This window comes from Lentzea sp. NBRC 102530 (assembly GCF_030269365.1).
Lineage (GTDB): Bacteria > Actinomycetota > Actinomycetes > Mycobacteriales > Pseudonocardiaceae > Lentzea.
Genome location: NZ_BSTF01000005.1, coordinates 106,537 through 130,382, shown reverse-complemented (window position 1 = coordinate 130,382; position 23,846 = coordinate 106,537). Strand labels below are relative to the sequence as shown.

At 69.6% G+C, this 23,846-nt stretch carries 23 protein-coding genes; 3 read left to right on the top strand and 20 right to left on the bottom strand.

The window, feature by feature from the left end:
• Positions 1-117 precede the first annotated feature (117 nt).
• The gene (locus QSK25_RS14920) at positions 118-660 is read left to right on the top strand and encodes a winged helix-turn-helix domain-containing protein (protein ID WP_285638825.1); all 543 of its coding nucleotides are present in this window, start codon (positions 118-120) and stop codon (positions 658-660) included.
• Positions 657-1,532 (top strand): SRPBCC family protein, encoded by an 876-nt coding sequence (locus QSK25_RS14915; protein WP_285638824.1) that lies wholly within the window; start codon positions 657-659, stop codon positions 1,530-1,532. Before QSK25_RS14920 ends, QSK25_RS14915 begins: the two co-directional genes overlap by 4 nt.
• Positions 1,533-1,703: 171 nt before the next feature.
• On the opposite strand, the gene QSK25_RS14910 is transcribed toward QSK25_RS14915, so the two are convergent.
• Both QSK25_RS14910 and QSK25_RS14905 read right to left on the bottom strand, forming a co-directional pair.
• On the bottom strand, positions 1,704-2,201 hold the full coding sequence (locus QSK25_RS14910; RefSeq protein WP_285639382.1) for a YqaA family protein: 498 nt from the start codon (positions 2,199-2,201) through the stop codon (positions 1,704-1,706).
• 30 nt (positions 2,202-2,231) lie between these two features.
• Positions 2,232-2,774 (bottom strand): GNAT family N-acetyltransferase, encoded by a 543-nt coding sequence (locus QSK25_RS14905; RefSeq protein WP_285638823.1) that lies wholly within the window; start codon positions 2,772-2,774, stop codon positions 2,232-2,234.
• Positions 2,775-2,844: 70 nt separating this feature from the next.
• Here QSK25_RS14905 and QSK25_RS14900 point away from each other — a divergent pair, with 70 nt between their 5' ends.
• Positions 2,845-4,050 (top strand): winged helix-turn-helix domain-containing protein, encoded by a 1,206-nt coding sequence (locus QSK25_RS14900; protein ID WP_285639381.1) that lies wholly within the window; start codon positions 2,845-2,847, stop codon positions 4,048-4,050.
• A gap of 78 nt (positions 4,051-4,128) precedes the next feature.
• Here the strand turns inward: QSK25_RS14900 and QSK25_RS14895 are convergent, their stop codons facing one another.
• The 18 genes from QSK25_RS14895 to rimP form a co-directional block, all read right to left on the bottom strand.
• Positions 4,129-4,566, bottom strand: a complete 438-nt coding sequence (locus tag QSK25_RS14895; protein WP_285638822.1) for a tetratricopeptide repeat protein — start codon at positions 4,564-4,566, stop codon at positions 4,129-4,131.
• Positions 4,563-5,300 (bottom strand): 4-hydroxy-tetrahydrodipicolinate reductase, encoded by a 738-nt coding sequence (gene dapB, locus QSK25_RS14890; RefSeq protein WP_285638821.1) that lies wholly within the window; start codon positions 5,298-5,300, stop codon positions 4,563-4,565. Before dapB ends, QSK25_RS14895 begins: the two co-directional genes overlap by 4 nt.
• Positions 5,297-6,631: a M16 family metallopeptidase gene (locus tag QSK25_RS14885; RefSeq protein ID WP_285639380.1), complete on the bottom strand. Its 1,335-nt coding sequence runs from the start codon at positions 6,629-6,631 to the stop codon at positions 5,297-5,299. Before QSK25_RS14885 ends, dapB begins: the two co-directional genes overlap by 4 nt.
• A 65-nt stretch (positions 6,632-6,696) precedes the next feature.
• Complete coding sequence (locus QSK25_RS14880) at positions 6,697-8,937, bottom strand: polyribonucleotide nucleotidyltransferase (protein WP_285638820.1); 2,241 nt, start codon at positions 8,935-8,937, stop codon at positions 6,697-6,699.
• A 228-nt stretch (positions 8,938-9,165) separates the two neighbouring features.
• Positions 9,166-9,435 (bottom strand): 30S ribosomal protein S15, encoded by a 270-nt coding sequence (gene rpsO / locus QSK25_RS14875; RefSeq protein WP_045318466.1) that lies wholly within the window; start codon positions 9,433-9,435, stop codon positions 9,166-9,168.
• A 294-nt stretch (positions 9,436-9,729) separates the two neighbouring features.
• Positions 9,730-10,215 (bottom strand): helix-turn-helix domain-containing protein, encoded by a 486-nt coding sequence (locus QSK25_RS14870; RefSeq protein WP_285639379.1) that lies wholly within the window; start codon positions 10,213-10,215, stop codon positions 9,730-9,732.
• Positions 10,216-10,299: 84 nt separating this feature from the next.
• On the bottom strand, positions 10,300-11,232 hold the full coding sequence (locus QSK25_RS14865) for a bifunctional riboflavin kinase/FAD synthetase (RefSeq protein ID WP_285638819.1): 933 nt from the start codon (positions 11,230-11,232) through the stop codon (positions 10,300-10,302).
• 106 nt (positions 11,233-11,338) lie between these two features.
• A complete protein-coding gene (gene truB, locus QSK25_RS14860; protein ID WP_285638818.1) occupies positions 11,339-12,226 on the bottom strand; it encodes a tRNA pseudouridine(55) synthase TruB in 888 nt (295 codons plus the stop codon).
• A gap of 129 nt (positions 12,227-12,355) precedes the next feature.
• Complete coding sequence (locus QSK25_RS14855; protein WP_285638817.1) at positions 12,356-13,681, bottom strand: MFS transporter; 1,326 nt, start codon at positions 13,679-13,681, stop codon at positions 12,356-12,358.
• A gap of 131 nt (positions 13,682-13,812) precedes the next feature.
• On the bottom strand, positions 13,813-15,114 hold the full coding sequence (locus QSK25_RS14850) for an MATE family efflux transporter (RefSeq protein ID WP_285638816.1): 1,302 nt from the start codon (positions 15,112-15,114) through the stop codon (positions 13,813-13,815).
• Positions 15,115-15,164: 50 nt separating this feature from the next.
• Complete coding sequence (locus QSK25_RS14845) at positions 15,165-16,298, bottom strand: ROK family transcriptional regulator (protein ID WP_285638815.1); 1,134 nt, start codon at positions 16,296-16,298, stop codon at positions 15,165-15,167.
• Positions 16,295-17,281, bottom strand: a complete 987-nt coding sequence (locus tag QSK25_RS14840; protein ID WP_285638814.1) for a DHH family phosphoesterase — start codon at positions 17,279-17,281, stop codon at positions 16,295-16,297. Before QSK25_RS14840 ends, QSK25_RS14845 begins: the two co-directional genes overlap by 4 nt.
• Positions 17,282-17,812: 531 nt before the next feature.
• A complete protein-coding gene (gene rbfA, locus QSK25_RS14835) occupies positions 17,813-18,262 on the bottom strand; it encodes a 30S ribosome-binding factor RbfA (RefSeq protein WP_285638813.1) in 450 nt (149 codons plus the stop codon).
• A gap of 13 nt (positions 18,263-18,275) precedes the next feature.
• Positions 18,276-18,572 (bottom strand): DUF503 domain-containing protein, encoded by a 297-nt coding sequence (locus QSK25_RS14830; RefSeq protein WP_285638812.1) that lies wholly within the window; start codon positions 18,570-18,572, stop codon positions 18,276-18,278.
• A 71-nt stretch (positions 18,573-18,643) separates the two neighbouring features.
• Entirely contained in the window at positions 18,644-21,814 is a 3,171-nt protein-coding gene (gene infB, locus QSK25_RS14825; RefSeq protein ID WP_285638811.1) for a translation initiation factor IF-2, read from the bottom strand.
• 87 nt (positions 21,815-21,901) lie between these two features.
• Positions 21,902-22,141: a YlxR family protein gene (locus QSK25_RS14820; protein ID WP_502881859.1), complete on the bottom strand. Its 240-nt coding sequence runs from the start codon at positions 22,139-22,141 to the stop codon at positions 21,902-21,904.
• 126 nt (positions 22,142-22,267) lie between these two features.
• On the bottom strand, positions 22,268-23,281 hold the full coding sequence (gene nusA, locus QSK25_RS14815; protein ID WP_285638810.1) for a transcription termination factor NusA: 1,014 nt from the start codon (positions 23,279-23,281) through the stop codon (positions 22,268-22,270).
• Positions 23,278-23,802, bottom strand: coding sequence for a ribosome maturation factor RimP (rimP, locus tag QSK25_RS14810; RefSeq protein ID WP_285638809.1), 525 nt, complete (start codon positions 23,800-23,802; stop codon positions 23,278-23,280). The genes nusA and rimP overlap by 4 nt, the downstream gene beginning before the upstream one ends.
• Positions 23,803-23,846: the final 44 nt, after the last annotated feature.

The following is a 23,846-nucleotide window of genomic DNA, read 5'->3' as shown; positions in this document are numbered from 1 at the left end:
CCGTTGTCTTCGATCCCTCCACCATGCCCGTTGGGATGACAGATTTCAATATCTGTCAGCCCATTTTTGTCGGCTCGATTGACAAAATAGTTTTGAACGTTCAAAGTTGTTTTTGCGATGAGAGACGTGATCTATCTGGATCGGATGGAGCAGGCCGAGACCCTGCTCAAGCCGCAGCGCGTGGAGGTGCTGCGGCAGCTCGCCGCGCCGCGCTCGTGCACCGAGGTCGCCCAGGTGCTCGACCAGACGCCGCAACGCGTGCACTACCACGTGAAACAGCTGGTCAAGGCCGGTTTGGCCACCCAGGTCTCCGAGCGCAGGGTGCGCGGCGTCCAGGAGGGCCTCTACCAGGCCGTGGCCCGCTCGTACTGGCTGTCGCCACGCCTGGTCGGCCGGATCGGGTCGCGCGACGAACTGGCATTGGGGCATCTCGTGGACCTCGCCGAGCAGATCCAGGTCGACGTGGCAGCCCTCGACAGGTCGACCGAACTGCCGTCCGTGGGCGTGTCCGGCGAGATCCGGGTGCCGCCCGAGGACCGCGCGCGGTTCCTCGCCGAGCTGCAGACGACGTTGCAGGACCTCTTCACCCGATACGGCGGCGCGGAGGGAGATGCCTTCCGCATCGCGCTCGCCTGTTACCCCAAGGGAGACGATCGATGAGCACCGGAATCGTCCGCGTCCGCACCTCCGCCACGCCCGCACGCGTCCACCGGGCGCTGACTTCCGCGGACGAACTGCGCGTGTGGCTCGCCGAGCACGCCGACGTGGACCTCGAGCAGGGCGTGTACGAGTTCTGGGGCCGCTACACGCCCGGAGTCGAACGCGGTCGGCACAAGCTGCTGGACGCGACTTCTTCTTCGGTGCGCTTCACGTGGCTGTGGCGCGACATCGAGTACACCGTCGAACTCGGTGTGGAGGAACGCGACGGCGAGACGCTGATCTACGCGTCGCAGTCGCCGTACCCGGAGTGGGGCGCGGCGATCGAGGACGAGGGCGGCGCGGGCGTCGTCCACACGTTCTGGTCGCTGTCGCTCGCGAACCTGGTCGAGCACGTCGAGGGCCGCTCCGTGTTCGCGCTGTGCGACTTCGTGGCGCAGGAGCAGCGGATCGACGTCGACATCGCGGCCACGCCGGCGGCGATCATCCACGCGCTGACCGACGAGGAGGTGTTCGCGCGGTACTTCGGGGCGCGGTGCTCGATCGAGCCGCACGTCGGCGGCCGGTGGGCGATGGGCAGCCTCGAGGACGAGCCGAACCCGGCGAAGGTCGTCGCACTGGACGAGAACCGCTTCGCGCTGGAGTTCCAGGACGGCATGGTCGCGGACTGGCAGCTGAAGGGTTCCGAGGGCAGGACGCGGCTGACGTTCGTGCAGAGCGGGTTCGACGTGACCGACCCGCCGTACGGCTCGTGGATGGGCTGGCTGTCCGGGTTCGCCGAGATGCGCCGGATGCTGGAGCTGCCGTCGTGGCGTCCGATGTGGCACTCCTACGAGGCGCCCGGACTCCCCGACGGAGTGCTCACCTTCGAATAATCGGGTGCGAAACAGGCGGATGAGAGCCCGATCATTCGGCTCTCACCCGTTTGCGCCTGGCTTTCGTCGGTTCGTGATCGATACCGTCGGAACCGTGCTTGAGTCGGCCCGAGTCACCGTCGCCGCTGTGCTGATCGCGTTCTCCGTGACCGCGGCGGTCCTGTTCAACTACTAGAGCCAGGCCATCACGATGGCCGGCGAGGCCGCGAGGAAGCTGAACCTCGCGAAGCGCCCGACCATGCCGGTGGCCACGAACATCAAGGTGGACATGCCGGCCAGCCCGGCGAGCACGCTCGTCGCCATGAACGGCGGCACCCCGACCAGCGCGCTCACCCCGTGGGTGCCGGCCATCCAGTTCGGGTGCGCCCGGCACTTCACGTGCACCCACTCGCCCCAGCGGTGCAGGCGCGTGCCCGGCCCGAACCACCTGCTGAGCTTGGACGGCTTGTCGCTCTTCTTGCGGTGCAGGAACTTCGGCAGGTGGATGTCACCGCGCGCGGCGTAGAAGTACAGCAGCTTGCCCAGCACCTGGCCGACCGCGACCGAGAGGCCGACGATCCAGAACGATGTGTCCGGCCAGCGCGCACAAAGTCCCAGCACGAACATCTCGATGCTGATCAGAGGGACTATCGCTGAGCCGAGCGCGACCCCGAAGGTGAGGCCAACCAAGGCGAGCACCCGGCCGAGGCTACACACATCTCAGAGGTCGAGTCGGACGGCGAGTTCTCCGGACATCCGGATTTCGCGCAACGGACGCCCGCCTGCGTCCAACGTGCGCACCGTGCCGTCCCCCGTCCAGCCCAGTCGTTCGTAGAAGCTCTTCGACGCCTTGTCGGCCTCAGGGATCCACGCGATGCCCCTGGAGGCACCCGTGGCCTCGAGCCGTTTGCCGGCCTCGGCGACGAGCCTCGTGCCGTGTCCCCTGCGTCCCCACCGCGGTTCGACGAGCACGCTGACGAGCGCCGTCGTCTCCGCGTCCGCGGGGAGGCTGCCGTCGGCGTTGGCGACCTCTTCTTCCGGTGCCTTGCTGGCCACGGCGAACCCGACCGTCCACTCCCCCTCGGTCGCCTTGAGCACGGCTCCGCTGTGGACGGCGAGGGACCAGGCCTCGTCGGCGTCGAGCGTGTCCAGCACTTCCTTCGGCAGCAGCTCGGCGTACGCGAGCCGCCAAGTCTCCCGATGGATGCGGACGATCTCCTGGAGGTCAGCAGCGGTGGCGATCTGGACGCCGGCGTCGGCCATAAACGCAGCTTATCGACGCCTCGTCCGAGAATTGTCAGGGGTGCGTGGCAGCATCGTCGACGTGCAGACGATGAGTGCGGACGTGGCCCGTCGAATCGCGCTGGGCGCCCAGGGCTTCACCGACCCGAGGCCCTCCGCCGCGACCCGCAGGCACCTGCAACGAGTGCTGTCCCGCGTGCAGCTCCTGCAGATCGACTCGGTGAACGTGGCCGTGCGCGCGCACTACATGCCGCTGTTCTCCCGCCTGGGCTCCTACGCCCCGTCGCTGCTGGACGAGGCCGCCTGGACCCACACGGCCCGCAAACCGCGCATGCTCGTGGAGACCTGGGCGCACGAGGCCTCCCTGGTCCCCGTCGCCGACTGGCCGCTGTTCCACTCGGGAGCCAAGAAGCGGGGCTGGTGGCAGAACTACCAGACCCTCGTCGACCGCTCCCCCCAGCTCGTCGACGAAGTGCTGGCCGCGGTGAAGGAACTGGGCCCCGTCGGCGCCGGAGCCCTGGAAAAGGCCCTCCTGGGCGACTCGGGCCGCGCCAAGGGCCCGTGGTGGGACTGGTCCGAGGTGAAGCGGGTCTGCGAGGTCCTCTTCGGAGTGGGCGTCCTGACCACGGGCACCCGCCGCTCCTTCGAACGCCTCTACGACCTCACCGAGCGGGTGATCCCGGCCGACGTCCTGGCCCAGCGGTGGACCCCGGACTCCGGCGCCCGCGAACTGGTGCTCCGCTCCGCCGTGGCCCTCGGCGTCGCCACCGAACCGGACCTGCGCGACTACTACCGCCTGGACCCGCGCCGCTCCCAGGCCGCCGTGGCCTCGCTCGTGTCGGACGGCGTGCTGGAGCCGGTGGCCGTGGAGGGCTGGAAGGCCGTGGGCTACCGCCACGTCGAGGCCCGGGCACCCCGGCGAGTGACCGGGCGCGCGTTGCTGTGCCCGTTCGACCCGCTGATCTGGGAGCGGGCCCGCACCGAACGGATCTTCGGCTTCCGCTACCGCATCGAGATCTACGTCCCCGAGCCCAAGCGGGTGCACGGGTACTACGTGTTTCCGTTCCTGCTGGACGGTCAGCTGGTGGGCCGCGTGGACATCAAGGCGGACCGCGCGGCCGGGGTGCTGCGGGTGCAGTCGGCGTGGGCGGAGCCCGGGGTGAACCGGGCTCGGGTGGCGACGGAGCTCGCCGCGGAGTTGCAGCACATGGCGGAGTGGCTGGGGCTGGAGGAGGTTCTGGTGGTGCAGAAGGGAGACCTGGCCGCAGACCTGATCACCGCGGTGCTCGCCGGCTGACCCCTGCGCGTGCTGACGCAGGGGTACCCCCGAATCGGGAACCCCTGCGTTTCAACGTACTCGGCACCCCCGACAAGATCAGGAATGCAGTTCGATCGCTTTCCGCATGGTCTCGCGCGCCCTCCCGCGGTCCCCCGCGACGTCGTACGCGTGAGCCAGCCGGAACCACACCCGCCAGTCGTCCGGCGACGCCTCGACCTCGGCCCGCCGCTCCTCGAACCACGAGTCGGCGGCGTCCCGGTCCACCCGGCCGGACGGACGGCGCGGCAGGTGCGAGACGTCGGGCAGCAGCCCGTCCGCCTCCAGCTCCCGCGCCATCTTCTCGGTCTCCCACCCGAACCGCAGGTTCGAGTAGACGAGCCACACCCCGAGCAACGGCAGGATCAACACCCCGACCCCGAGCAGCACGCCGACGATCTCACCGGTCTGCAACAGGGCCACGGCGCGTCCCGCGAGCAGGACGAAGTAGACCGCGAGTGCCGCGATCAGCACCGCGACGGTGATCCGGACCTTCACAGGTCGAGGTACTTGTCGAGACCGACGGCGAGGCCGGGGCGACCCACGATCTCCCGCACGCCCAGCACCACGCCGGGCATGAAAGAGGTGCGGTGCAACGAGTCCTGGCGCAGCGTCAGGGTTTCGCTCTCCCCGCCGAACACGACCTCCTGGTGCGCGATCATGCCGGAGATCCGCAGCGAGTGGACGCGCACGCCGTCGACGAGTGCGCCGCGGGCGCCCGGTTCCTCGACGGTGGTGGCGTCGGGCATCGGGTCCATGCCCTCACGCGCGGCCGCGATCAGGCGGGCGGTGTGAGCCGCGGTACCGGACGGGGCGTCCGCCTTGCGCGGGTGGTGGAGTTCGATGATCTCGGCCGACTCGTAGTAGCGGGCCGCGATCTCCGAGAAGCGCATCAACAGGACCGCGCCGATGCCGAAGTTCGGCGCCACCAGCACACCGACGGACGGCTGGGAGGCCACCAGCTCCGAAACCGCCGCGAGCTTGGCATCGTCGAAGCCGGAAGTGCCCACCACGCAATGGATTCCGGCGTTGACGCAGAACTCGAGGTTCCCCATCACGACGTCGGGGTGCGTGAAGTCGACGACGACCTGGGCACCCGCGTCGACCAGCGACGACAACGGGTCGTCGGCGTCGATGGCCGCGACGACCTCCATGTCCTTGGCCGCCTCGACGGCGCGGACCACCTCGGAACCCATGCGGCCCCGCGCGCCGAGAACTCCGACGCGAATCATGCAATCACCTCGTGTACCTGGTCCGGCAGATCGTCGGCGTGATCGTAAGGGCCGACCACCGCCGCGGCGACGGGGCGGCGCAGCAGATCACGTGCGAGGAGCGCCACTTCGTCGGCGGAGACGGCGTCGATGCGCGCCAAGGTGTCCTCGACGCTCAGGTGGTCACCGTAGTTCAGTTCGGACTTGCCGATGCGCGACATCCGGGAACTGGTGTCCTCCAGGCCCAGCACCAACGCGCCGCGCAGCTGTCCCTTGCCACGCGCCACTTCCGCGTCGGAGAGGCCGCCGCGCGCCACGTCCACGAGCACCTCGCGGATGACGCCTGCGGTCTCCCCCAGGCGGTCCGGCTGGCAACCCGCGTACACGGCGAACGTGCCCGTGTCGGCGTACAGGCCCACGGACGAGTAGACCTGGTAGGCCAGGCCCCGGCGCTCGCGCACCTCCTGGAACAGGCGTGAGCTCATGCCGCCGCCGATGGCCGCGTTCAGCACGTTCAGCGCGAAGCGGCGCTCGTCGTGGCGGTCCAGACCGCGCATGCCGAGCATCATGTGCGCCTGCTCGGTGTCGTCGGTGTGCAGCACCAGCTTCTGCGCGTCGGCGATGCGCGCGCGGCCCGCACGGGGCACCACCGCGCTGCCCTCCCGCGACAGCCGGTCGCCGAGAGCCTTGCGGACCAGGCGCATCACGTGGGCGTGCTCGATGTTGCCCGCGACGGAGAACACCATGCGCGGCAACGTGTAGCGCTTCTTGTAGAACGAGTAGAGCGCGTCGCGCTCCATGTCCTGGATGGACTTCTCGGTGCCGAGAACGGGACGCCCCAACGCATGCCCGCCGAACAACGCCTCGATGAACGCGTCGTGCAGCAGGTCCTCGGGGTCGTCGTCGCGCATCGCGATCTCTTCGAGCACGACACCGCGTTCGGTCTCGAAGTCACGCGGACCGCAGATCGCCTCGAACACCACGTCCGCCACGAGGTCCACCGCCAACGGCAGGTCCTCGTCGAGGACGTGCGCGTAGTAGCAGGTGTGCTCCTTCGCGGTGAACGCGTTCAGCTCGCCGCCGACCGCGTCGATCTCCTCCGCGATGGCGGCGGCGGAACGACGCGCGGTTCCCTTGAACAGCAGGTGTTCCAGGTAGTGCGCGGCACCCGCGACCTCGGGCCGTTCGTCCCGGGACCCGACCTGCACCCACAGCCCGACCGACGCGGACCGCACGCTGGGGATGCGCTCGGTGATGACGCGCAGGCCCGACGGCAGCATGCTGCGCCGCACCTCGGACCCGGCGGACGCCTCCAGCACGCGCGTGCTGCCCGGCTTCTGGAGGTGTCCCAGCGTGGGAGTACGCGGACGGCCGCGGGTGGATGCACCCGCGGCCGTCACGTTGTTGTCTGTCGCACTCACTGCGCGGGAGCCGCCTCAGCAGCGGTTTCCTCGGCAGCAGGCGCCTCAGCCGGCTTCGCGGCGTCCTCTTCGGACACCACGACGAGGCTGATCTTGCCGCGCTGGTCGATGTCGGCGATCTCGACGCGGAGCTTGTCGCCGACCTTGACGACGTCCTCCACCTTCGCGATGCGCTTGCCGTTGCCCAGCTTCGAGATGTGGACGAGGCCGTCCTTGCCGGGCAGCAGCGAGACGAACGCGCCGAACGCGGCCGTCTTCACCACGGTGCCCAGGAAGCGCTCGCCGACCTTCGGCAGCTGCGGGTTCGCGATCGCGTTGATCATGCCGATCGCGGCCTCGGCCGAGGGGCCGTCCGCCGCGCCGACGTAGATCGTGCCGTCGTCCTCGATGGAGATGTCGGCACCGGTCTGCTCGGTGATCGAGTTGATCATCTTGCCCTTCGGGCCGATGACCTCGCCGATCTTGTCGGTCGGGATCTTGACCGACGTCACGCGCGGCGCGAAGGCGCTCATCTCGTCCGGGTCGGAGATGGCCTCGGCCATGACCTCGAGGATCGTGTAGCGCGCGTCGCGGGCCTGGCCCAGCGCCTGCGCCAGCACCTCGGACGGGATGCCGTCGAGCTTCGTGTCGAGCTGCAGCGCCGTCACGAACTCCTTGGTGCCCGCGACCTTGAAGTCCATGTCGCCAAACGCGTCCTCGGCACCGAGGATGTCGGTCAGCGCCACGTAGCGGGTCTCCCCGTCGACCTCGTCGGAGACGAGACCCATCGCGATGCCGGAGACCGGCGCCTTCAGCGGGACACCCGCGTTGAGCAGCGACAGGGTGGACGCGCAGACCGAGCCCATGGACGTCGAGCCGTTGGAGCTCAGCGCCTCGGACACCTGGCGGATCGCGTACGGGAACTCGTCCCGCTTCGGGAGCACCGGCATGAGAGCGCGCTCGGCCAGTGCGCCGTGGCCGATCTCGCGGCGCTTCGGCGAACCCACGCGGCCGGTCTCACCGGTCGAGTAGGGCGGGAAGTTGTAGTGGTGCAGGTAGCGCTTGTGCGTCTCGGGGGACAGCGAGTCGATCTGCTGCTCCATGCGCAGCATGTTCAGCGTGGTGACACCCAGGATCTGGGTCTCGCCGCGCTCGAACAGCGCCGAGCCGTGCGTCCTCGGGATGATCGCGACCTCGGCGCCGAGGTCGCGGATGTCCGTGAGGCCGCGGCCGTCGATGCGGACCTTGTCGCGCAGGATCCGCTGGCGCACGAGCTTCTTGGTCAGCGAGCGGAACGCCGCGCCGATCTCCTTCTCGCGGCCCTCGAACTGCTCGGCGAGCTTCTCGAGCGTGGCGGCCTTGACCTCGTCCAGCTTGGACTCGCGCTCGGCCTTGCCCGCGATGGTCAGCGCCTGGGCGAGCTCGCCGGACGCCGAAGCCTCGACGGCCTCGAACGCGTCGGCCTGGTAGGCCGGGTACGTCGGGAACTCACCGGTGGCCTTGGCGGCGACCTGGGCGAGCTGCGACTGGGCCTCGCAGAGGACCTTGATGAACGGCTTCGCGGCTTCGAGACCCGCGGCCACGACCTCCTCGGTGGGGGCGGTCGCGCCCTCGCCGATCAGGTCGATCACGTTCTCGGTGGCCTCGGCCTCGACCATCATGATCGCGACGTCGCCCGACTCGACCACGCGGCCGGCGACGACCATGTCGAACACGGCCTTCTCGAGCTGCTCGTGGGTCGGGAACGCGACCCACTGGCCCTCGATCAGCGCGACGCGGACGCCACCGATCGGGCCGGAGAACGGCAGACCCGCGAGCTGCGTCGACGCGGACGCGGCGTTGATCGCCACGACGTCGTACAGGTCCTTCGGGTTCAGGCTCATCACGGTGATGACGACCTGGATCTCGTTGCGCAGACCGTCCACGAAGGACGGGCGCAGCGGACGGTCGATCAGGCGGCAGGTGAGGATGGCGTCCGTGCTCGGACGGCCCTCACGCCGGAAGAAGGAGCCGGGGATGCGGCCCGCGGCGTACATGCGCTCCTCGACGTCCACCGTGAGGGGGAAGAAGTCGAAGTGCTCCTTGGGGTGCTTCGAGGCCGTCGTGGCGCTCAGAAGCATGGTCTCGTCGTCCAGGTACGCCACCACGCTGCCCGCGGCCTGACGCGCGAGGCGCCCGGTCTCGAAGCGGATGGAGCGCGAGCCGAACTTGCCGTTGTCGATAACGGCAGTCGCCTCGTGGACCTCGATGTCCGTCATTTACTTGTTACTCCTCGTCTTTTGGACACCGCACACGCGTCTTGACGAGGCCGGTCTTCGATCGAAGTCCTCTGGGGCGTTTCCACCAGAGGGCCACTACCGAGGACCGGCGAAAACTGCTTCGCGCGTTGCGGGTCCTGTTCGTTCCTCTTTGCAACCAGGGATCTGTATACACCCGGTTGTGCACCGAGGGGGAGTGACCGGCCGGTCACTCCCCCTCGGTGTGAATCACCTGCGCAGACCGAGGCGCTGGATCAGCGCGCGGTAGCGGTTGATGTCCACCTTGGTCAGGTAGTTCAGCAGACGGCGGCGACGGCCGACCATCAGCAGAAGACCACGGCGGGAGTGGTGGTCGTGCTTGTGCTGCTTCAGGTGCTCCGTGAGGTCGGCGATGCGCTTGCTCAGCAGGGCCACCTGGGCCTCGGTGGAGCCGGTGTCCGAGTCGTGCAGACCGTACTCGCCGAGGATGGACTTCTTCTGATCCGTGGACAGTGCCACTGGGTACTTCTCCTACTTGTTCAGGTCCGTGCGGCCCCACGCCCGCCGAATTGCTGGCCGGGGTAGCCGGTACTGGCCGCCACGGACCGCAGCCAGACCCAACTGCGAAGGCTATCAGGCACGACGCTCAGTGGCGCGCTGACGTGCGCAACCCCACCCGGTCCACGGGTGGGTGAACGCCGTCGGCGCTGCTCACGAGCACCGGCACCATCAGGTGCACGAATCGAATTCTGGACGGGAAGCACCGCCCGTGCCAACTCATTTGATTCGCCGTGAATTCCCGGTGGACCCGGTTCAGCGCGGCGGTCCCGCGGCCCTGATCGCGCGCCGGAAGAGCTCGGCGATCGCCGGGAAGTCGTCGGTGAGCAGGTCGGCGGCCTGCTGGAGCTCCACCCGGTCGGCGACGCGGCGCAGCACCGGGTAGGCGACGCTCTCGTCGCCGTTGACCGGCAACGAGTCGCGCGACACCGTCGGCTTGGACTCGCGCACCTCGTCGAGCGCGCGCTGCAACGCCTCGGGCGCACCCGTCGCCACGTCCGGCGTGAGGATCTTGCGCTCCAGCATGATCAGCCGGGCCAGCACCGCCGGGTTGCCGATCTTCGCGCGCCGGCCGCTCATCACCTGGCTGAGCATGGGCGCGCTGATCCCCAGCACGTCCGCGAGCTGCGCCTGGGACACGTTGAAGGCCACGACCAACCGGCGCACCCGGTCACCGAGAGGTTCCCCGTACCACTCCCGTTGCAGGGCGAGGTTGCGCTGAACGATCTTGTGGTCCTCCACCTTGGCCTCTCCAGTAACCAGCACTCCGACCCGCATCCTGCCAGGCCGCGGACTCCCGGACGTCCGCTTCGCCCAATCTGACGGTCACGACTCGGTCAGCAGTTCCCTCGTTCGGTCTACATCTCGATGCATTTGTTCGAGGAGCGCCTCGACGGAGTCGTACTTCTCCATCTCGCGCAGCCGTTCGATGAAGTCGACGGACACGCGCTGCCCGTAGTAGTCCTCGTCCACGTCCAGCACGAACGCCTCGACGCGGCGTTCCTTGCCGGAGAACGTCGGGTTGGTCCCCACCGAGACCGCGGCCTTGAGCGTCTTGCCCTTGGCGTCGGTGAACCAGCACGCGTAGATGCCGTCGGCCGGCACCGCCGCGAACTTCGGCGTGGACAGGTTGGCCGTCGGGAACCCGAGGTCCTTGCCCCGCCCGTCACCCTTGACGACGATCCCCTCCAGGCGGTGCGGACGCCCCAGCGCCTCGGCCGCCGCCTTCACGTCACCCGCGTCGATGCACGCGCGGACGTAGGTCGACGAGTACGTCACCTCTTCTGCGGACACCAGATCAGCCCCCTCGGTCACGAATCCGAACCGCTGCCCGAGCTGGCGCAGCAGCGCGACGTTACCCAACGCCTTGTGCCCGAAGGTGAAGTTCTCACCCACTACGACAGCCGCCGCGTGCAGCTTCTCGACCAGCACCTCGTGCACGAACTGGTCGGCCGGCATCCGGCTGGTCTCGAGGCTGAACGGCACCACCACGAAGTGGTCGACCCCGAGCGCCTCGACCAGCTCGGCCCGCCGCCGCAACGTGCTGAGCTGCGCGGGGTGGCTGCCGGGCCGCACCACCTCGGACGGGTGCGGGTCGAAGGTCATCAGCACGCTCGGCAGGCCTCGCTGCCGGGCGAGCCCGACGGCACGCCCGATCAGGGCCTGATGGCCTTTGTGGACACCGTCGAACACGCCGATGGTCACGACGCAGCGGCCCCAGCCGCCGGGGAGGTGGTCTAGTCCGCGCCAGCGTTGCACGGTGATCAGCCTACGACGGCGAGGTCGAGGACCGCCTGCCTGCCTCGCGATGCGCTCCAGCGGGCAGAACTCGGGCACGAACCCGTGCGCGGGTCCCAGCGTGTCGTCAGCCGGCGGGGCTCAGCACCACCACGGGTTTGCACGCCGTGCCCTCGTCCTTGGCCAGCGCGATCACGTGCCCGTCCGGCCCGAACACGCCGTACGTCCCGTCGATCCCCCCGGCCCGCAGCCGCTGCCCGTGCGACAACGCCGACGCCTCGGACGGGTCGATTTCCCGGCGCGGGAACGCCGTGGCCACGGCGGCGTCGAGGTCCAGCGACAGCCCGGGCGTCTCCTCCAGCTGTGCCAGGGTCTTGGCCACGCGGAGGTCGAACGGCCCCACCCGAGTGCGCCGCAACGCCCCGAGGTGCCCGCCGACCCCGAGCGCGGCGCCGAGATCGCGAGCCAACGCGCGCACGTAGGTGCCCGACGAGCACTCGACCATCACGTCCAGCAGCACCTGCTTGTCCTCACGGCGGGAGAACAGCACGTCGAACCGATGCACGGTCACGGGCCGTGCGGGGATCTCGACCTCTTCGCCCGCACGGACGCGGGCGTAGGCGCGCTTGCCGTCGATCTTCACGGCCGAGACGGACGACGGCACCTGCTGGATCGGGCCGGTCAGCTTCGCGATCTCGGCGGCGACGGCCTCGTCGGTCACGCCCGAAGCGTCCTCAGTGGACAGCACCTCGCCCTCGGCGTCGTCCGTGGTGGTGGCCGCGCCGAGCACGATCGTCGCGAGGTAGGCCTTGCTGTCCAGGGCGAGGTGGCCGAGGAGCTTGGTGGCGCGCTCGATGCCGAGCACGAGCACACCGGTCGCCATCGGGTCGAGGGTGCCGGCGTGCCCGACCTTGCGGGTGCCGAGGATCCTGCGCACCCGCGCCACCACGTCGTGCGAGGTCATGCCGTCCGGCTTGTCGACGACGACCAGGCCCGGCGCAACAGAGGGTTTCACGGCGAGAAAGCTTAGTGCGCTGACCGCAGCCCTTGCCGGTCGCCTTCGGCTCTCAGTGGGACGCCTCACGGCACCGCGATGCGCCCGCCTGAGAACCGAACGCGCGCGACAACGACTGCGGTCAACGCACTAGGCGACGCGCAGAGCGTCCCAGCGACGACGCCGGATCTGCACCGGCACCATCTCGCCGCGCGCCTCGGCCTCGAACACCGCTGCCCGGGCCCGACGCCACCACACGAGCATCCGCCAGCCGCCGAACACGAGCACCAGCACGAGGAAGCTCAGCGCGACGCGGAACGCCGCGGCCGGGGCCAGCACGCCCTCCAGCAGGTCGAGCACGACACCGATGCCGAGCGCCGAGACCGTCACCGCGAGGAAGCCGCCGACGTTGACCAGGCCGCTCGCGGTGGACTGCCGGTGCGACGGGTTGTAGTCGCGGGCCAGCGCGAACGCCACGCCCGAGATCGGCCCGCCCACGGTCAGCACCAGGAACACCACGGCGATGACGGGCGCGGGAACGTGCCCGCCCGGCCATAGCAGCAGCACGGCCCACCCGGTGAACGCGAATCCGAGGAACCCGACCGCGATCGGCATGCGCCACTCGGGGTTGCGGGAGAACAGGCCGCCGACGATCGGGCCCGTCACGATGCCGCCGACGACGAGCAACCCGAGCGTGGACGACGCGGCGTTCGGGGACATGCCCTGCGCCTGCACGAGGTACGGGTAGCCCCACAGCAGGCCGATCACGGCGGGTGTCGACATCGTGCTGAAGTGCGCCCAGAACCCGAGCCGCGTGCCGGGCACGCTCCACGCCTGCCGCACCTTCGGCCAGATCCTGCGCAACGGCACGGGTTCCGGCCGGGGCGCGGTGAACCCGGTGGGCACGTCCCGCACCCGCAGGAACGCCACGACCGAGTACGCGGCGGTCAGGCCACCCGCGACGAGGAACGCCCAGGTCCACCCGACCGAGCCGAGCAGCAGCGTCAGCGGCACGGTGGCCGCGAGGTTGCCGAAACCGCCGATCGTGGCCGTCACGGCGACGACGAGCGAGTACTGGCGCGGCGGGAAGTGCGTCGCGACGAGGCGGATCACGCTGATGAACGTCATCGCGTCACCCATGCCGAGCACCGCGCGTGCGGTGAGTCCCAGCGCGTAGGAGTCGGCGATGGCGAACAGCAGCTGGCCCGTGCCCATCAGCAACGCGGCGACGGTGAGGACGCGACGCGGCCCGTAGCGGTCGACGAGCAGGCCGGTGGGGATCTGCATGAGGGCGTAGACCCCGATCTGCAGCACGGTGAACACACCGAGCTGGGCGGGTCCGAGCCCGAAGCGCTCGCTCGCCTCCAGTCCGGCCACGCCGAGCGTGGTCCGGTGGAACAGGGCGGCGAAGTAGACGAAGACGGCGGTGGTCCAGATCAGCCACGACGTTCGGGTGGCGCGATCGACCGGCGGCACGGCGACACTCTCCCAGGTCAGAGACGGGCAGATATTAGTTACATCGCCTAAACAACCTTCTTGGTAACGATTTCATGCCGTGAGGTCGGACACAGCACCCGTTCGGGGAACACCGCCAGTGGGACCGGTCACTACCGGACCGCGCCCTCCACGGCCCACTCCCCCGACCGGGTGCGCCACACGACCGCCACGAGCCGCAGCAGCATGAACGCGGAGAGACCCGTCCAGATCCCGGCGAGCCCCCACCCGAACGCGTACGAGGCCCACACCAGCGGCAGGAACCCGATCACCGCCGAGCCGAGCGTCGCCGTGCGCATGAACTTCACGTCGCCGGCGCCGAGCAGCACCCCGTCCAGCGCGAACACCACGCCCGCGATCGGTTGCAGCGCAACGAAGAACCACCACGCGTTGGGGATCTCGCCGAGCACCCCGGCGTCCGTCGTGAACGCCCGCGGCAACACGGTGATCAACGCCGCGAACACGATCCCGAGCCCGATGCCGAACACCAGCCCGTACCGGGTGACCTGCCAGGCGAGCTTCTCGGCCTGCCGCCGCTTCGACGCCCCCAAGGCCGCGCCCACCAACGACTGAGCGGCGATGGCCAACGAGTCGAGCACAAGTGCGAGGAACGTCCACAGCTGCAACACGACCTGATGCGCACCCAACGCCGCGACGGACGACCGTGCCGCCACGGAGGCCGCGCTGATGAAGCACGCCTGGAACGCAAGGCTGCGCAACACCAAGTCACGTCCCATGCCGAGCTGCGCGCGCATGGCCGTCCAATGCGGCTTCAACGACACGTGCTCCGCGAACAACGCCTTGATGAACAACCCGGAGGAAAGCAGCTGCGCCACGACGTTCGCGATCGCCGAGCCCTCAAGCCCCCACCCCGCGCCGTACACCAGCGCCGGGCACAACACAGCGCTGATGCCGTTGCCTATCAAGATGTACTTCAAAGGCCGTTTGGTGTCCTGAACACCGCGCATCCAGCCGTTGCCGGCCATCGTGACGAGGATGAACGGCGCACCGAACAACGCGATGCGCACCCACTCCACCGCCGCGTCCGCCACGGCACCGTCGCCCGCGAGCAACTCGGCCAGCGGCCGCGCGAAGACCTGCCCGAGCAGCACCACGAGCACACCGGCGGCCAGCGCGAGCCACGTCGCCTGCACGCCCTCCTCGACGGCCTCCTGACGCCGTCCGGCACCGTGCAACCGGGCCGTGCGCGCCGTCGTGCCGTACGACAGGAACGTCAGCTGCGTGGACACCTGCGTGAGCAGCACACCGCCGAGCGCGAGCCCGGCGAGCGGCAACGCCCCCAGGTGTCCCACGACCGCCGTGTCCACGAGCACGTACAACGGCTCGGCCGCCAGCACCCCGAGCGCGGGTACCGCCAGCCCGATCACCCGCCGAGCGGGAACCCGATCCTCCACCTGAAGAACCTAAGCTTTGCGAAGCTCTTCCGTCCGGTGACGACGGCCACTCACGACCTTTGGGGCAACCCGAACACCTGCTCGCGCGCCACGGCCAGCGCCGAGTGCAACGCACCGGACCGCACCGGGTTCGCGGTGATCTGTGCGAGCGACACCGGCGTCCGCGGCACGACGAGCTTCACCAGCTCGGCGCCCACCAGATCGCACAACGTCTCGCCGCCGGCGTGCGCGACCTGACCGGACAGCAGCACGAGCTCGGGGTCGAGCACGCACACGACGTTCGCGAGCCCCAGCGCTATCCGGTGCGCCAGCGCCGTCAGGAACTGCCTGCCCTCGGTGCCCGCGTTCAACGCGTGCGCCACGGCCTCCAGCCCGGACGCCTCCTCGATGCCGTGCTCGGCCGCCAGCGCGACGATCGCGTCGCTGTCGACCTGGTCGCCGTAGCGGCCACCGGGCACCTGCATCGAGTCGATCTCGCCGGCACCGCCCGTGACGCCGCGCAGCAACGTCCCGTTGACCACGACCGCCGAGCCGATCTCGTCCGCGGGCCAGAACAGCACGAAGTTGCGCACCCCGACCGCCCTGCCGGAGCTCATCTCCTCCAGCGCGGCCAGGTTGATGTCGTTCTCGATCGACACCGAAGCGCCGAGCAGCTCCCGCAACGTCGACGGCAGGTCGACGTCCACGAGCCCCGGCAGGTGCGGCGCGAAGCCGAGGTGCCCGGTGGACGGGTCCACCGCACCAGGCGTGCCGACAACGACGTGCGACAGCGCGTCCAGCGTCAGCCCGGCGAGCGCCGCCGCCTTCTGCACCGTCTCCCGGAAGACCTGGAGGGTGTTCTCCTTGGGCATCGGCGAGCTGTGCTCGGCCAGCAGCGACCCGGTGATGTCCGCGATGGCCACGTCGATCAGCTCGGGCGTCAACGCCACCGCGGCAACGTGCCCCACACCGCCGTTGACGGCCCACATCTGCGCCCGAGGCCCACGCCCACCACCGCGCAACCCGGTGCGGACGACCATGCCGTCCTCTTCCAGCCGCGCGAGCAACTGGGCGGTAGCGGGCTTCGACAGCCCGATGACCTCCTCCAGCTCCGCACGGGTCATCGCGCCGGTGCGCAACAACGTCTCGATGGCGGCCCGGTCGTTGATCTCCCGCAGCAGTCGCGGGCTTCCTGTCCGTGTCATGACCCCATCCGCTCCAACGCGCCCTTCAGCGCGGCAACGACCTGCTCCGCGGTCCCGTCGAAGGTGAACCCGGCCGCCAGCCGATGCCCACCACCCCCGAGCACCTGCGCCACCTCACGAACGTCGACCCGGCTCACGGCCCGCAGCGAAACAGACCAGAACCCGGGCCGAAGCTCCTTCAACACAGCGGCGACCTCAGCCTCGGAAGCAGAGCGCACGACGTCGATCACGCTCTCCACCTCCTCGCTGCGGACCTCACGAGCGTCCTCGATGCTCACCACCGCGTGCGCCAGCCCCAACCCGTGCGCGGCAGCCTGATCGAGCTCGGCCTTGGCCAACACCCGGGACAACATCCCGAGGTACGCAAAGGGATGTGCGTCCATCAACGGCCGCGTGACGGCATACGCGTCCACCCCGGTCTCCAACAACCGAGCCGCAGTCTTGTGCGCCTCAGGCCCGGCCTTCCTGAAACCTCCGGTGTCGGTCACGAGCCCCGCGTAAATGCACCGCGCGATCGACTCGTCGACCTCGACCCCCATCTCGTCCAACAACTTGAGGGCGATGAGAGCCGTGGCCTCCGCATGCTCGTCAATGCAGTGCAACGTCCCGTACCTGGTGTTGGACACGTGGTGGTCCACCACGATCACGGGCCCACGACACCGCGCGACCCGATCCTGCAACGGCCCGAGCCGCTGCAAACTCCCCGTGTCCATCACCACGAGCATCTCGGGCTCCGCGGGCACCTCGTCCCGAAGCACCAGCAGCCCGTTGGTGTCCAACGCCTTCAGGCTCTCCGGCACCCCTTCGGGCTCACCGAAGGCGACCCGCACCGCCACCCCACGCCGCTGCAGCGCAAGCCCCACCGCCAGGGCACTCCCGAGCGTGTCAGCATCGGGGTTGATGTGACTCAGCAGGGTCACATCGCGGGCGTCGGCCAGCAACCGCGCGGCCTCGGCAATGGTGGTGCTCAGGTCGTCTGCCACAGGGAGACGTTAGCCGCTAACCGTGCCGAAGTGCGGTACGGCACCCTCAGACAAGACAGTTTCCATCCGATTCCAGCGGCACCGTGCCACCAGGACAGTCGCAAATCGCCGCAAGACAACCACCGAGGGCAACATCACCCCAGTTCAGAGGCGACAACGCAGCCGCACTCGCCGGCGCGAGCCGACCACCGTCTTGGCCAGGCGCGCGCACTCAACCGGCAACCGACATCGCAAAGCCCACCACCCACGAAACCTGGCGTGGCGAAGCGGAGCGAGCCCGAACGGGCTGATCCTCACCGAGCCGGTTCCCCCCGCCTTGGCGGTGGAGGCTCTACCTTGAGTGGGCGGGATGCCACCCTGTCCGGTCCGGCCGGGCGCTTCTCACCCCGGCTGGAGGCACCCTCGCAACCGCAGCCCGACCAACCGAACGCGACCAACCCCGCTGGAACAGGAACCAGCCCACACAACCCGCACCCAGCAAAAAGGGCGGACACGAAACCCCGTGCCCGCCCCCAAGCCCAACCGAAGACCTCAGTCCTCGTCGTCATCCTCACGAGGCGCCTTGTAAGGATCAGCCTCCCCGGCAGGAGAAGCCCCCACCGCCCGCCGAGCAACCTCGGCGTCCGAGGCCTGAGCCTTCGCCAGCAGCTCATCCATCTTCCGAGCCGCATCCGGAACGGTGTCCGTCATGAACGTCAAGGTGGGCGTGAACCGAACCCCGGTCTGAGCTCCGACCAGGGACCGCAACACCCCCTTGGCCTTCTCCAGCGCCGCGGCAGCCCCGGCGTAGTCGGGCTCGACGTCCAGCCGCTCACCCAGAACGGTGTAGTACACAGTCGCGTCGTGCAGGTCGCCGGTCACCTTGGTGTCGGTGATCGTGACGCGCGCCAGACGCGGGTCCTTGACCTCGTGCTCGAGAGCCGAAGCGACGATCTGAGAGATCCGCTTGGCGAGCTTGCGGGCACGTGCCGTGTCGGCCACGAGCCTCCCCTTCCTAGTCGTCCTCCGGCCCGACGAGTCGCGTCCGGGCGGAGAGCAGTTCCAGTTCGGGCCGTCCGGCGACCAGCCTCTCACAGCCGTCGAGAACGTCCCTGACGTGCGAAGCGTCGCCGGCAACCACGGCGACACCGATCAACGCTCGCCGGTGCAGGTCCTGGTGACCGGCCTCGGCGGCGGCGACTTCGAAGCGCTTGCGCAGTTCGGCCACGACGGGCCGGATCACCGAGCGCTTCTCCTTCAACGAGTGGACGTCACCCAGCAGCACGTCCAGTTCCAGAGCCCCCACGTACATGGGAAAGATCCTCCAGAAGAAAGGGGTGCGAAGCCACTGGTTAAAGCGGCTCCGCACCCCTCATCGTCCTACTAGGCGCGCGGCTTCTCGCGCATCTCGAAGGTCTCGATGATGTCTTCCAGCTTGAGGTCGCTGTAGTTGCCGAGCGTGAGACCACACTCGAAACCTTCGCGGACCTCGGTGGCGTCGTCCTTGAACCGCTTGAGCGAGCTGATCGGGAGGTTCTCCGCGATCACCTTGCCGTCACGGAGCAGGCGAGCACGCGCGTTGCGGCGGATCTCGCCCGACAGGACCATGCAACCCGCGATCGTGCCGACCTTGGAGGACTTGAAGACGTCGCGGATCTCGGCGCGGCCGAGCTGGACCTCTTCGTACTCCGGCTTGAGGAGACCCTTGAGGGCCGCCTCGATCTCGTCGATCGCCTGGTAGATGACCGTGTAGTAACGGACGTCGATGCCCTCGCGGTTCGCGAGCTCGGTCGCCTTGCCCTCGGCCCGGACGTTGAAGCCCAGGACGATGGCGGAGGAGGCCACGGCGAGGTTGATGTCGCCTTCGGTGATGCCACCGACACCGCGGTGGACCACGCGCAGCTCGACGTCGTCGCCGACCTCGATCTTCATGAGCGCGTCCTCGAGGGCCTCGACGGTACCCGAGTTGTCACCCTTGATGATCAAGGTGAGAGCGCTGGTTTCCTTCAGCGCCGCATCCAGGTCTTCCAGGCTGACGCGCTTGCGCTTCGCGGCGTTCTGCGCGTTGCGGGTGCGGGCCTGGCGACGCTCGGCGATCTGCCGGGCGACGCGGTCCTCGTCGACGACGAGGAACGAGTCACCTGCGCGCGGCACCGACGTCAGACCGATGACCTGCACCGGACGCGACGGGGTCGCGTCGTGCACGTCGTCGCCGTGCTCGTCCACCATGCGGCGGACGCGGCCGTAGGCGTCGCCCGCGACGATCGAGTCGCCGACGCGGAGCGTGCCTCGCTGGACCAGCACCGTGGCGACCGGACCGCGACCGCGGTCGAGGTGCGCCTCGATCGCGACGCCCTGGGCCTCCATGGCCGGGTTGGCCCGCAGGTCCAGCGACGCGTCGGCCGTCAACAGGATGGCCTCGAGGAGGCTGTCGATGTTGATGCCCTGCTTCGCGGAGATGTCGACGAACATCGTGTCGCCGCCGTACTCCTCGGCGACCAGGCCGTACTCCGTCAGCTGCTGACGGATCTTGGCCGGGTTGGCGCCTTCCTTGTCGATCTTGTTGACCGCGACCACGATCGGCGCCTGAGCGGCCTGCGCGTGGTTGATGGCCTCGACCGTCTGCGGCATCACGCCGTCGTCAGCGGCGACGACGATGACCGCGATGTCGGTCGCGTTCGCACCACGGGCACGCATGGCGGTGAACGCCTCGTGACCGGGGGTGTCGATGAAGGTGATGAGCCGCGGGTTGCCCTCGAGCTCGGTCTCCACCTGGTAGGCACCGATGTGCTGGGTGATGCCGCCGGCCTCGCCCTCGTGCACCTTCGCCTTGCGGATGGTGTCGAGGAGTCGCGTCTTACCGTGGTCGACGTGACCCATGACGGTGACGACCGGCGGGCGAACCTGCAGGTCATCCTCGTCACCGGCGTCCTCGCCGTAGGTGATGTCGAACGTCTCGAGCAGCTCGCGGTCCTCCTCCTCGGGGGACACGACCTGCACGACGTAGTTCATCTCGGAGCCGAGCAGCTCCAGGATCTCGTCGGACACCGACTGGGTCGCCGTGACCATCTCGCCCAGGTGGAAGAGCACCTGCACGAGCGACGCCGGGTTGGCGTTGATCTTGTCGGCGAAGTCGGTCAGCGAGGCACCGCGCGGCAGGCGGATCGTCTCGCCACTGCCCTTGGGCAGGCGGACGCCACCGACCGAAGGCGCCTGCATGTTGTCCATATACTCCTGGCGCTTCTGCCGCTTGGACTTGCGTCCACGACGCGCCGGACCACCCGGACGACCGAAGGCACCAGCGGTACCGCCGCGACCAGCACCGCCGCCACCGCCACCGGGACGACCGCGGAAACCGCCGCCACCGGCCGGGGCGCCGCCACCGGCACCGCCACCACCGCCGGGACGGAAGCCGCCGCCTCCGCCACCGCCGCCACCGGGACGGAAGCCGCCGCCACCGCCACCGCCGCCACCGGGACGGAAGCCACCGCCACCGCCACCGCCGCCACCGCCGCGGAAGCCGCCACCGCCGCCGCCCCCACCGGGACGACCGCCGCCACCACCGGGACGGCCACCGCCGCCACCGCCGGGACCAGGACGGTTACCGGCCGGACGGCCCGGCATCATGCCGGGGTTCGGCCGCGGGGGCATGTTGCCCGGGTTGGGACGGGGACCGCCCTGACCGGGAGCTGGGCGAGGCCCGCCCTGGCCGGGGCCGGGACGACCGCCACCCTGAGCGGCGGCCGGACGCGGACCACCCTGACCGGGCGCACCACCGGGACGGGGGTTCGCCGGACGCGGGTCGCCGGGCTTCGGGCCACCGGCGGGGCGGTCGCCGCCCTGCTCGGGACGCGGGCCCGGACGGGGTCCGGGACGCGGCGACGGAGCGTTGCCGCCACCGACGCCGAAGGGGTTGTTGCCCGGACGCGGCGCGCGCGGGCCGGCAGGCTTGGGAGACTGCGGGCGCGGCGGGACCACGGACGGGGACTGGCCACCGGCGGCCGCGGCGGGAGCCTGCGGCTGCTGGGGCTGGGACTGCGGCTGCTGCGGAGCCGGGCGCGGGCCCGGACGCGGTCCGCCACCCGGCTTGGTGCCGGGAGCCGGGGCAGCCTTCGGGGCCGCCGGAGCCTGCGCGGCCGGAGCCGCGGGAGCGGCCGGGGCCTGCTGCTGCGGAGCGGGCGCCGCCGGAGCCTGGGCCTGCGCGGCAGGAGCTGCCGGAGCGGGCTTCGGTGCGGGCGGACGCGGAGCCGCCGGGCGCGGGCCGGGCATGGCCCTGGGCGCGGCGGGCTTGTTGTCGGAGGATGCCGGCTTCTGCTCCGCCACCGGGGCGGAGGGAGCGGGCGCGGGAGCCTTCGGCTTCGGAGCGGACGGCTTGGGAGCCGGCTTCGAGGACTTGGCTTCGTAGGCGTCACGGAGCCGCCGGGCCACGGGGGCCTCGACGGTGGAGGACGCGGTCTTGACGTACTCGCCCTGCTCGGCGAGCTTGTTCAGAATTTCCTTGCTCGATACACCGAGCTCTTTCGCGAGCTCATGCACGCGGGCCTTGCCTGCCACTGCTCTCCTTGGTCGTGAGGCCGGCGGGCAAGTCCCATCGACCTCGTCTTAACGTCGCGCGTTCATGTCTTCAGCTTCACGGCTGACTCATGACGGGTCGACCTGCTTCCTTGATGCTTGTTGGCCTCGGGGCTGTCCCGTGGCCAATTCCCCTTGCCGCTCCACGTGCTCACGCAGCGAAGCGACGTCGAGTGCTCCCTGGACCCGGAGGGCCCGCGAGAACGCCCGTCGCCGCTCGGCGTTGCGGAGACATTCGAGATCGAAATGCAACCAAGCACCCCGACCAGGAAGCCGCCGACGGAGGTCCGGAACCACCGAACCGTCCACCGCGACCACACGCAGCAGCTCAGACGGCAGCGTCCGTGCGCGGCACCCGATACACGTACGAACAGGGCCGATGTGCTGGAGAACCTCGCCTGACGCTGAACCGTTGATAATTCTATCCCCTGGAGCTCATTCAGCCGAACCGGATGTGACCGCACCGGCCGCCGGAGCCTCCGCATCGCTGCGGATGTCGATGCGCCAGCCCGTCAGACGAGCGGCCAGGCGAGCGTTCTGGCCCTCCTTGCCGATCGCCAGCGAGAGCTGGAAGTCGGGCACCACGACGCGAGCGGTCTTGGCGCGCTCGTCGAGCACCCGTACCGACACAACCTTCGCTGGTGACAATGCATTCCCGACGAAAGTGGCGGGGTCGTCCGAGTGGTCGATGATGTCGATCTTCTCGCCACCGAGCTCGTGCATGACGTTGCGCACACGGGCCCCCATCGGGCCGATGCAGGCGCCCTTGGCGTTCACTCCGGCAACCGTTGATTTCACCGCGATCTTCGAACGGTGACCTGCCTCACGTGCCACCGCGGGGATCTCCACGGTGCCGTCCGCGATCTCCGGGACCTCGAGGGCGAACAGCCGCCGCACGAGGTTCGGGTGCGTCCGGGACAGGGCGATCTGCGGGCCGCGCGCGCCCCGCGAGACGCTCACGACGTAGCACTTGATGCGCTCGCCGTGGTTGTACTGCTCGCCCGGCACCTGCTCGGCCGGCGGCAGCACGCCCTCGGTGTCACCCACCTGGACGACGACCATGCCGCGGGCGTTCGCGCGGGCGTCGCGCTGGACGACTCCCGCGATGATCTCGCCCTCCTTGGCGGCGAACTCGCCGAAGGTGCGCTCGTGCTCGGCGTCGCGCAGGCGCTGCAGGATGACCTGGCGCGCCGTCGTGGCCGCGATGCGGCCGAAGCCCTCCGGAGTGTCGTCCCACTCCTCCTGGACCGAACCGTCCGGCCCCAGGTCCTGCGCGAGCACGCGCACGACGCCGGTCTTGCGGTCGATCTCCACGCGCGAGTGCGTGGCGTGCCCTTCGGTGTGCTTGTAGGCGGTCAGCAGCGCTGACTCGATCGCCTCCAGGACCGTCTCGAAGGGGATGTCCTTTTCACGTTCGATCGCCCTCAGGGCGGCGATGTCGACGTTCACCTCGGCTCCTCCTTCGGTGCTTTCCGAGTGAGCCGAGCCAGTTCCTCGACCGGCGGCTGCTTGAACTCGATCTCCATGACCGCGCGTTCGATGTGTCGGTACTCCACGCGCCGCAGCTCGCCCTGGTGCAGCAGCTCGACCCCGGACTCGTCGCACTCGCCGACCCGGCCGAACCACTCGGCCTTCTCGGGTTGCTTGACCTTCACGAGACGCAGGTGCGCACGCTTCCAGTGGCGCGGGCGGGTGAGCGGGCGGTCGACACCCGGCGAGGTGACCTCGAGGGTGTACGGCCCGTTGATGATGTGGTCGTGCTCGTCGAGCGCGGCGGAGACCACGCGGCTCGCCTCGGCGACCTCGTCGAGCCCGATGCCGTCTTCACCGTCCACGACGACCTTGACCAGACGGCGGCGCCCAGCCTGATTCACGTCGAGCGCGTCGAGGTCGAAGCCCGCGGCTTCGAGCGCTTCCCGCACAACGGGTGCTAGCTGCGCGGAAAGCTCTCCGCGCGGCGGGCTGGACACGTGGTGTCTCCTTCAGTTCGAACGCATGAAAACCCCGGCCGACG

Excerpts from the sequence above, each read along its gene's own strand:
- QSK25_RS14915 (WP_285638824.1), top strand. The coding sequence starts at position 657 with ATGAGCACCGGAATCGTCCGCGTCCGCACCTCCGCCACGCCCGCACGC.
- QSK25_RS14920 (WP_285638825.1), top strand. The coding sequence starts at position 118 with ATGAGAGACGTGATCTATCTGGATCGGATGGAGCAGGCCGAGACCCTG.
- QSK25_RS14845 (WP_285638815.1), bottom strand. The coding sequence starts at position 16,298 with ATGACACGGACAGGAAGCCCGCGACTGCTGCGGGAGATCAACGACCGG.
- dapB (WP_285638821.1), bottom strand. The coding sequence starts at position 5,300 with ATGATTCGCGTCGGAGTTCTCGGCGCGCGGGGCCGCATGGGTTCCGAG.
- QSK25_RS14880 (WP_285638820.1), bottom strand. The coding sequence starts at position 8,937 with ATGACGGACATCGAGGTCCACGAGGCGACTGCCGTTATCGACAACGGC.
- QSK25_RS14900 (WP_285639381.1), top strand. The coding sequence starts at position 2,845 with ATGAGTGCGGACGTGGCCCGTCGAATCGCGCTGGGCGCCCAGGGCTTC.
- QSK25_RS14830 (WP_285638812.1), bottom strand. The coding sequence starts at position 18,572 with ATGTACGTGGGGGCTCTGGAACTGGACGTGCTGCTGGGTGACGTCCAC.
- QSK25_RS14905 (WP_285638823.1), bottom strand. The coding sequence starts at position 2,774 with ATGGCCGACGCCGGCGTCCAGATCGCCACCGCTGCTGACCTCCAGGAG.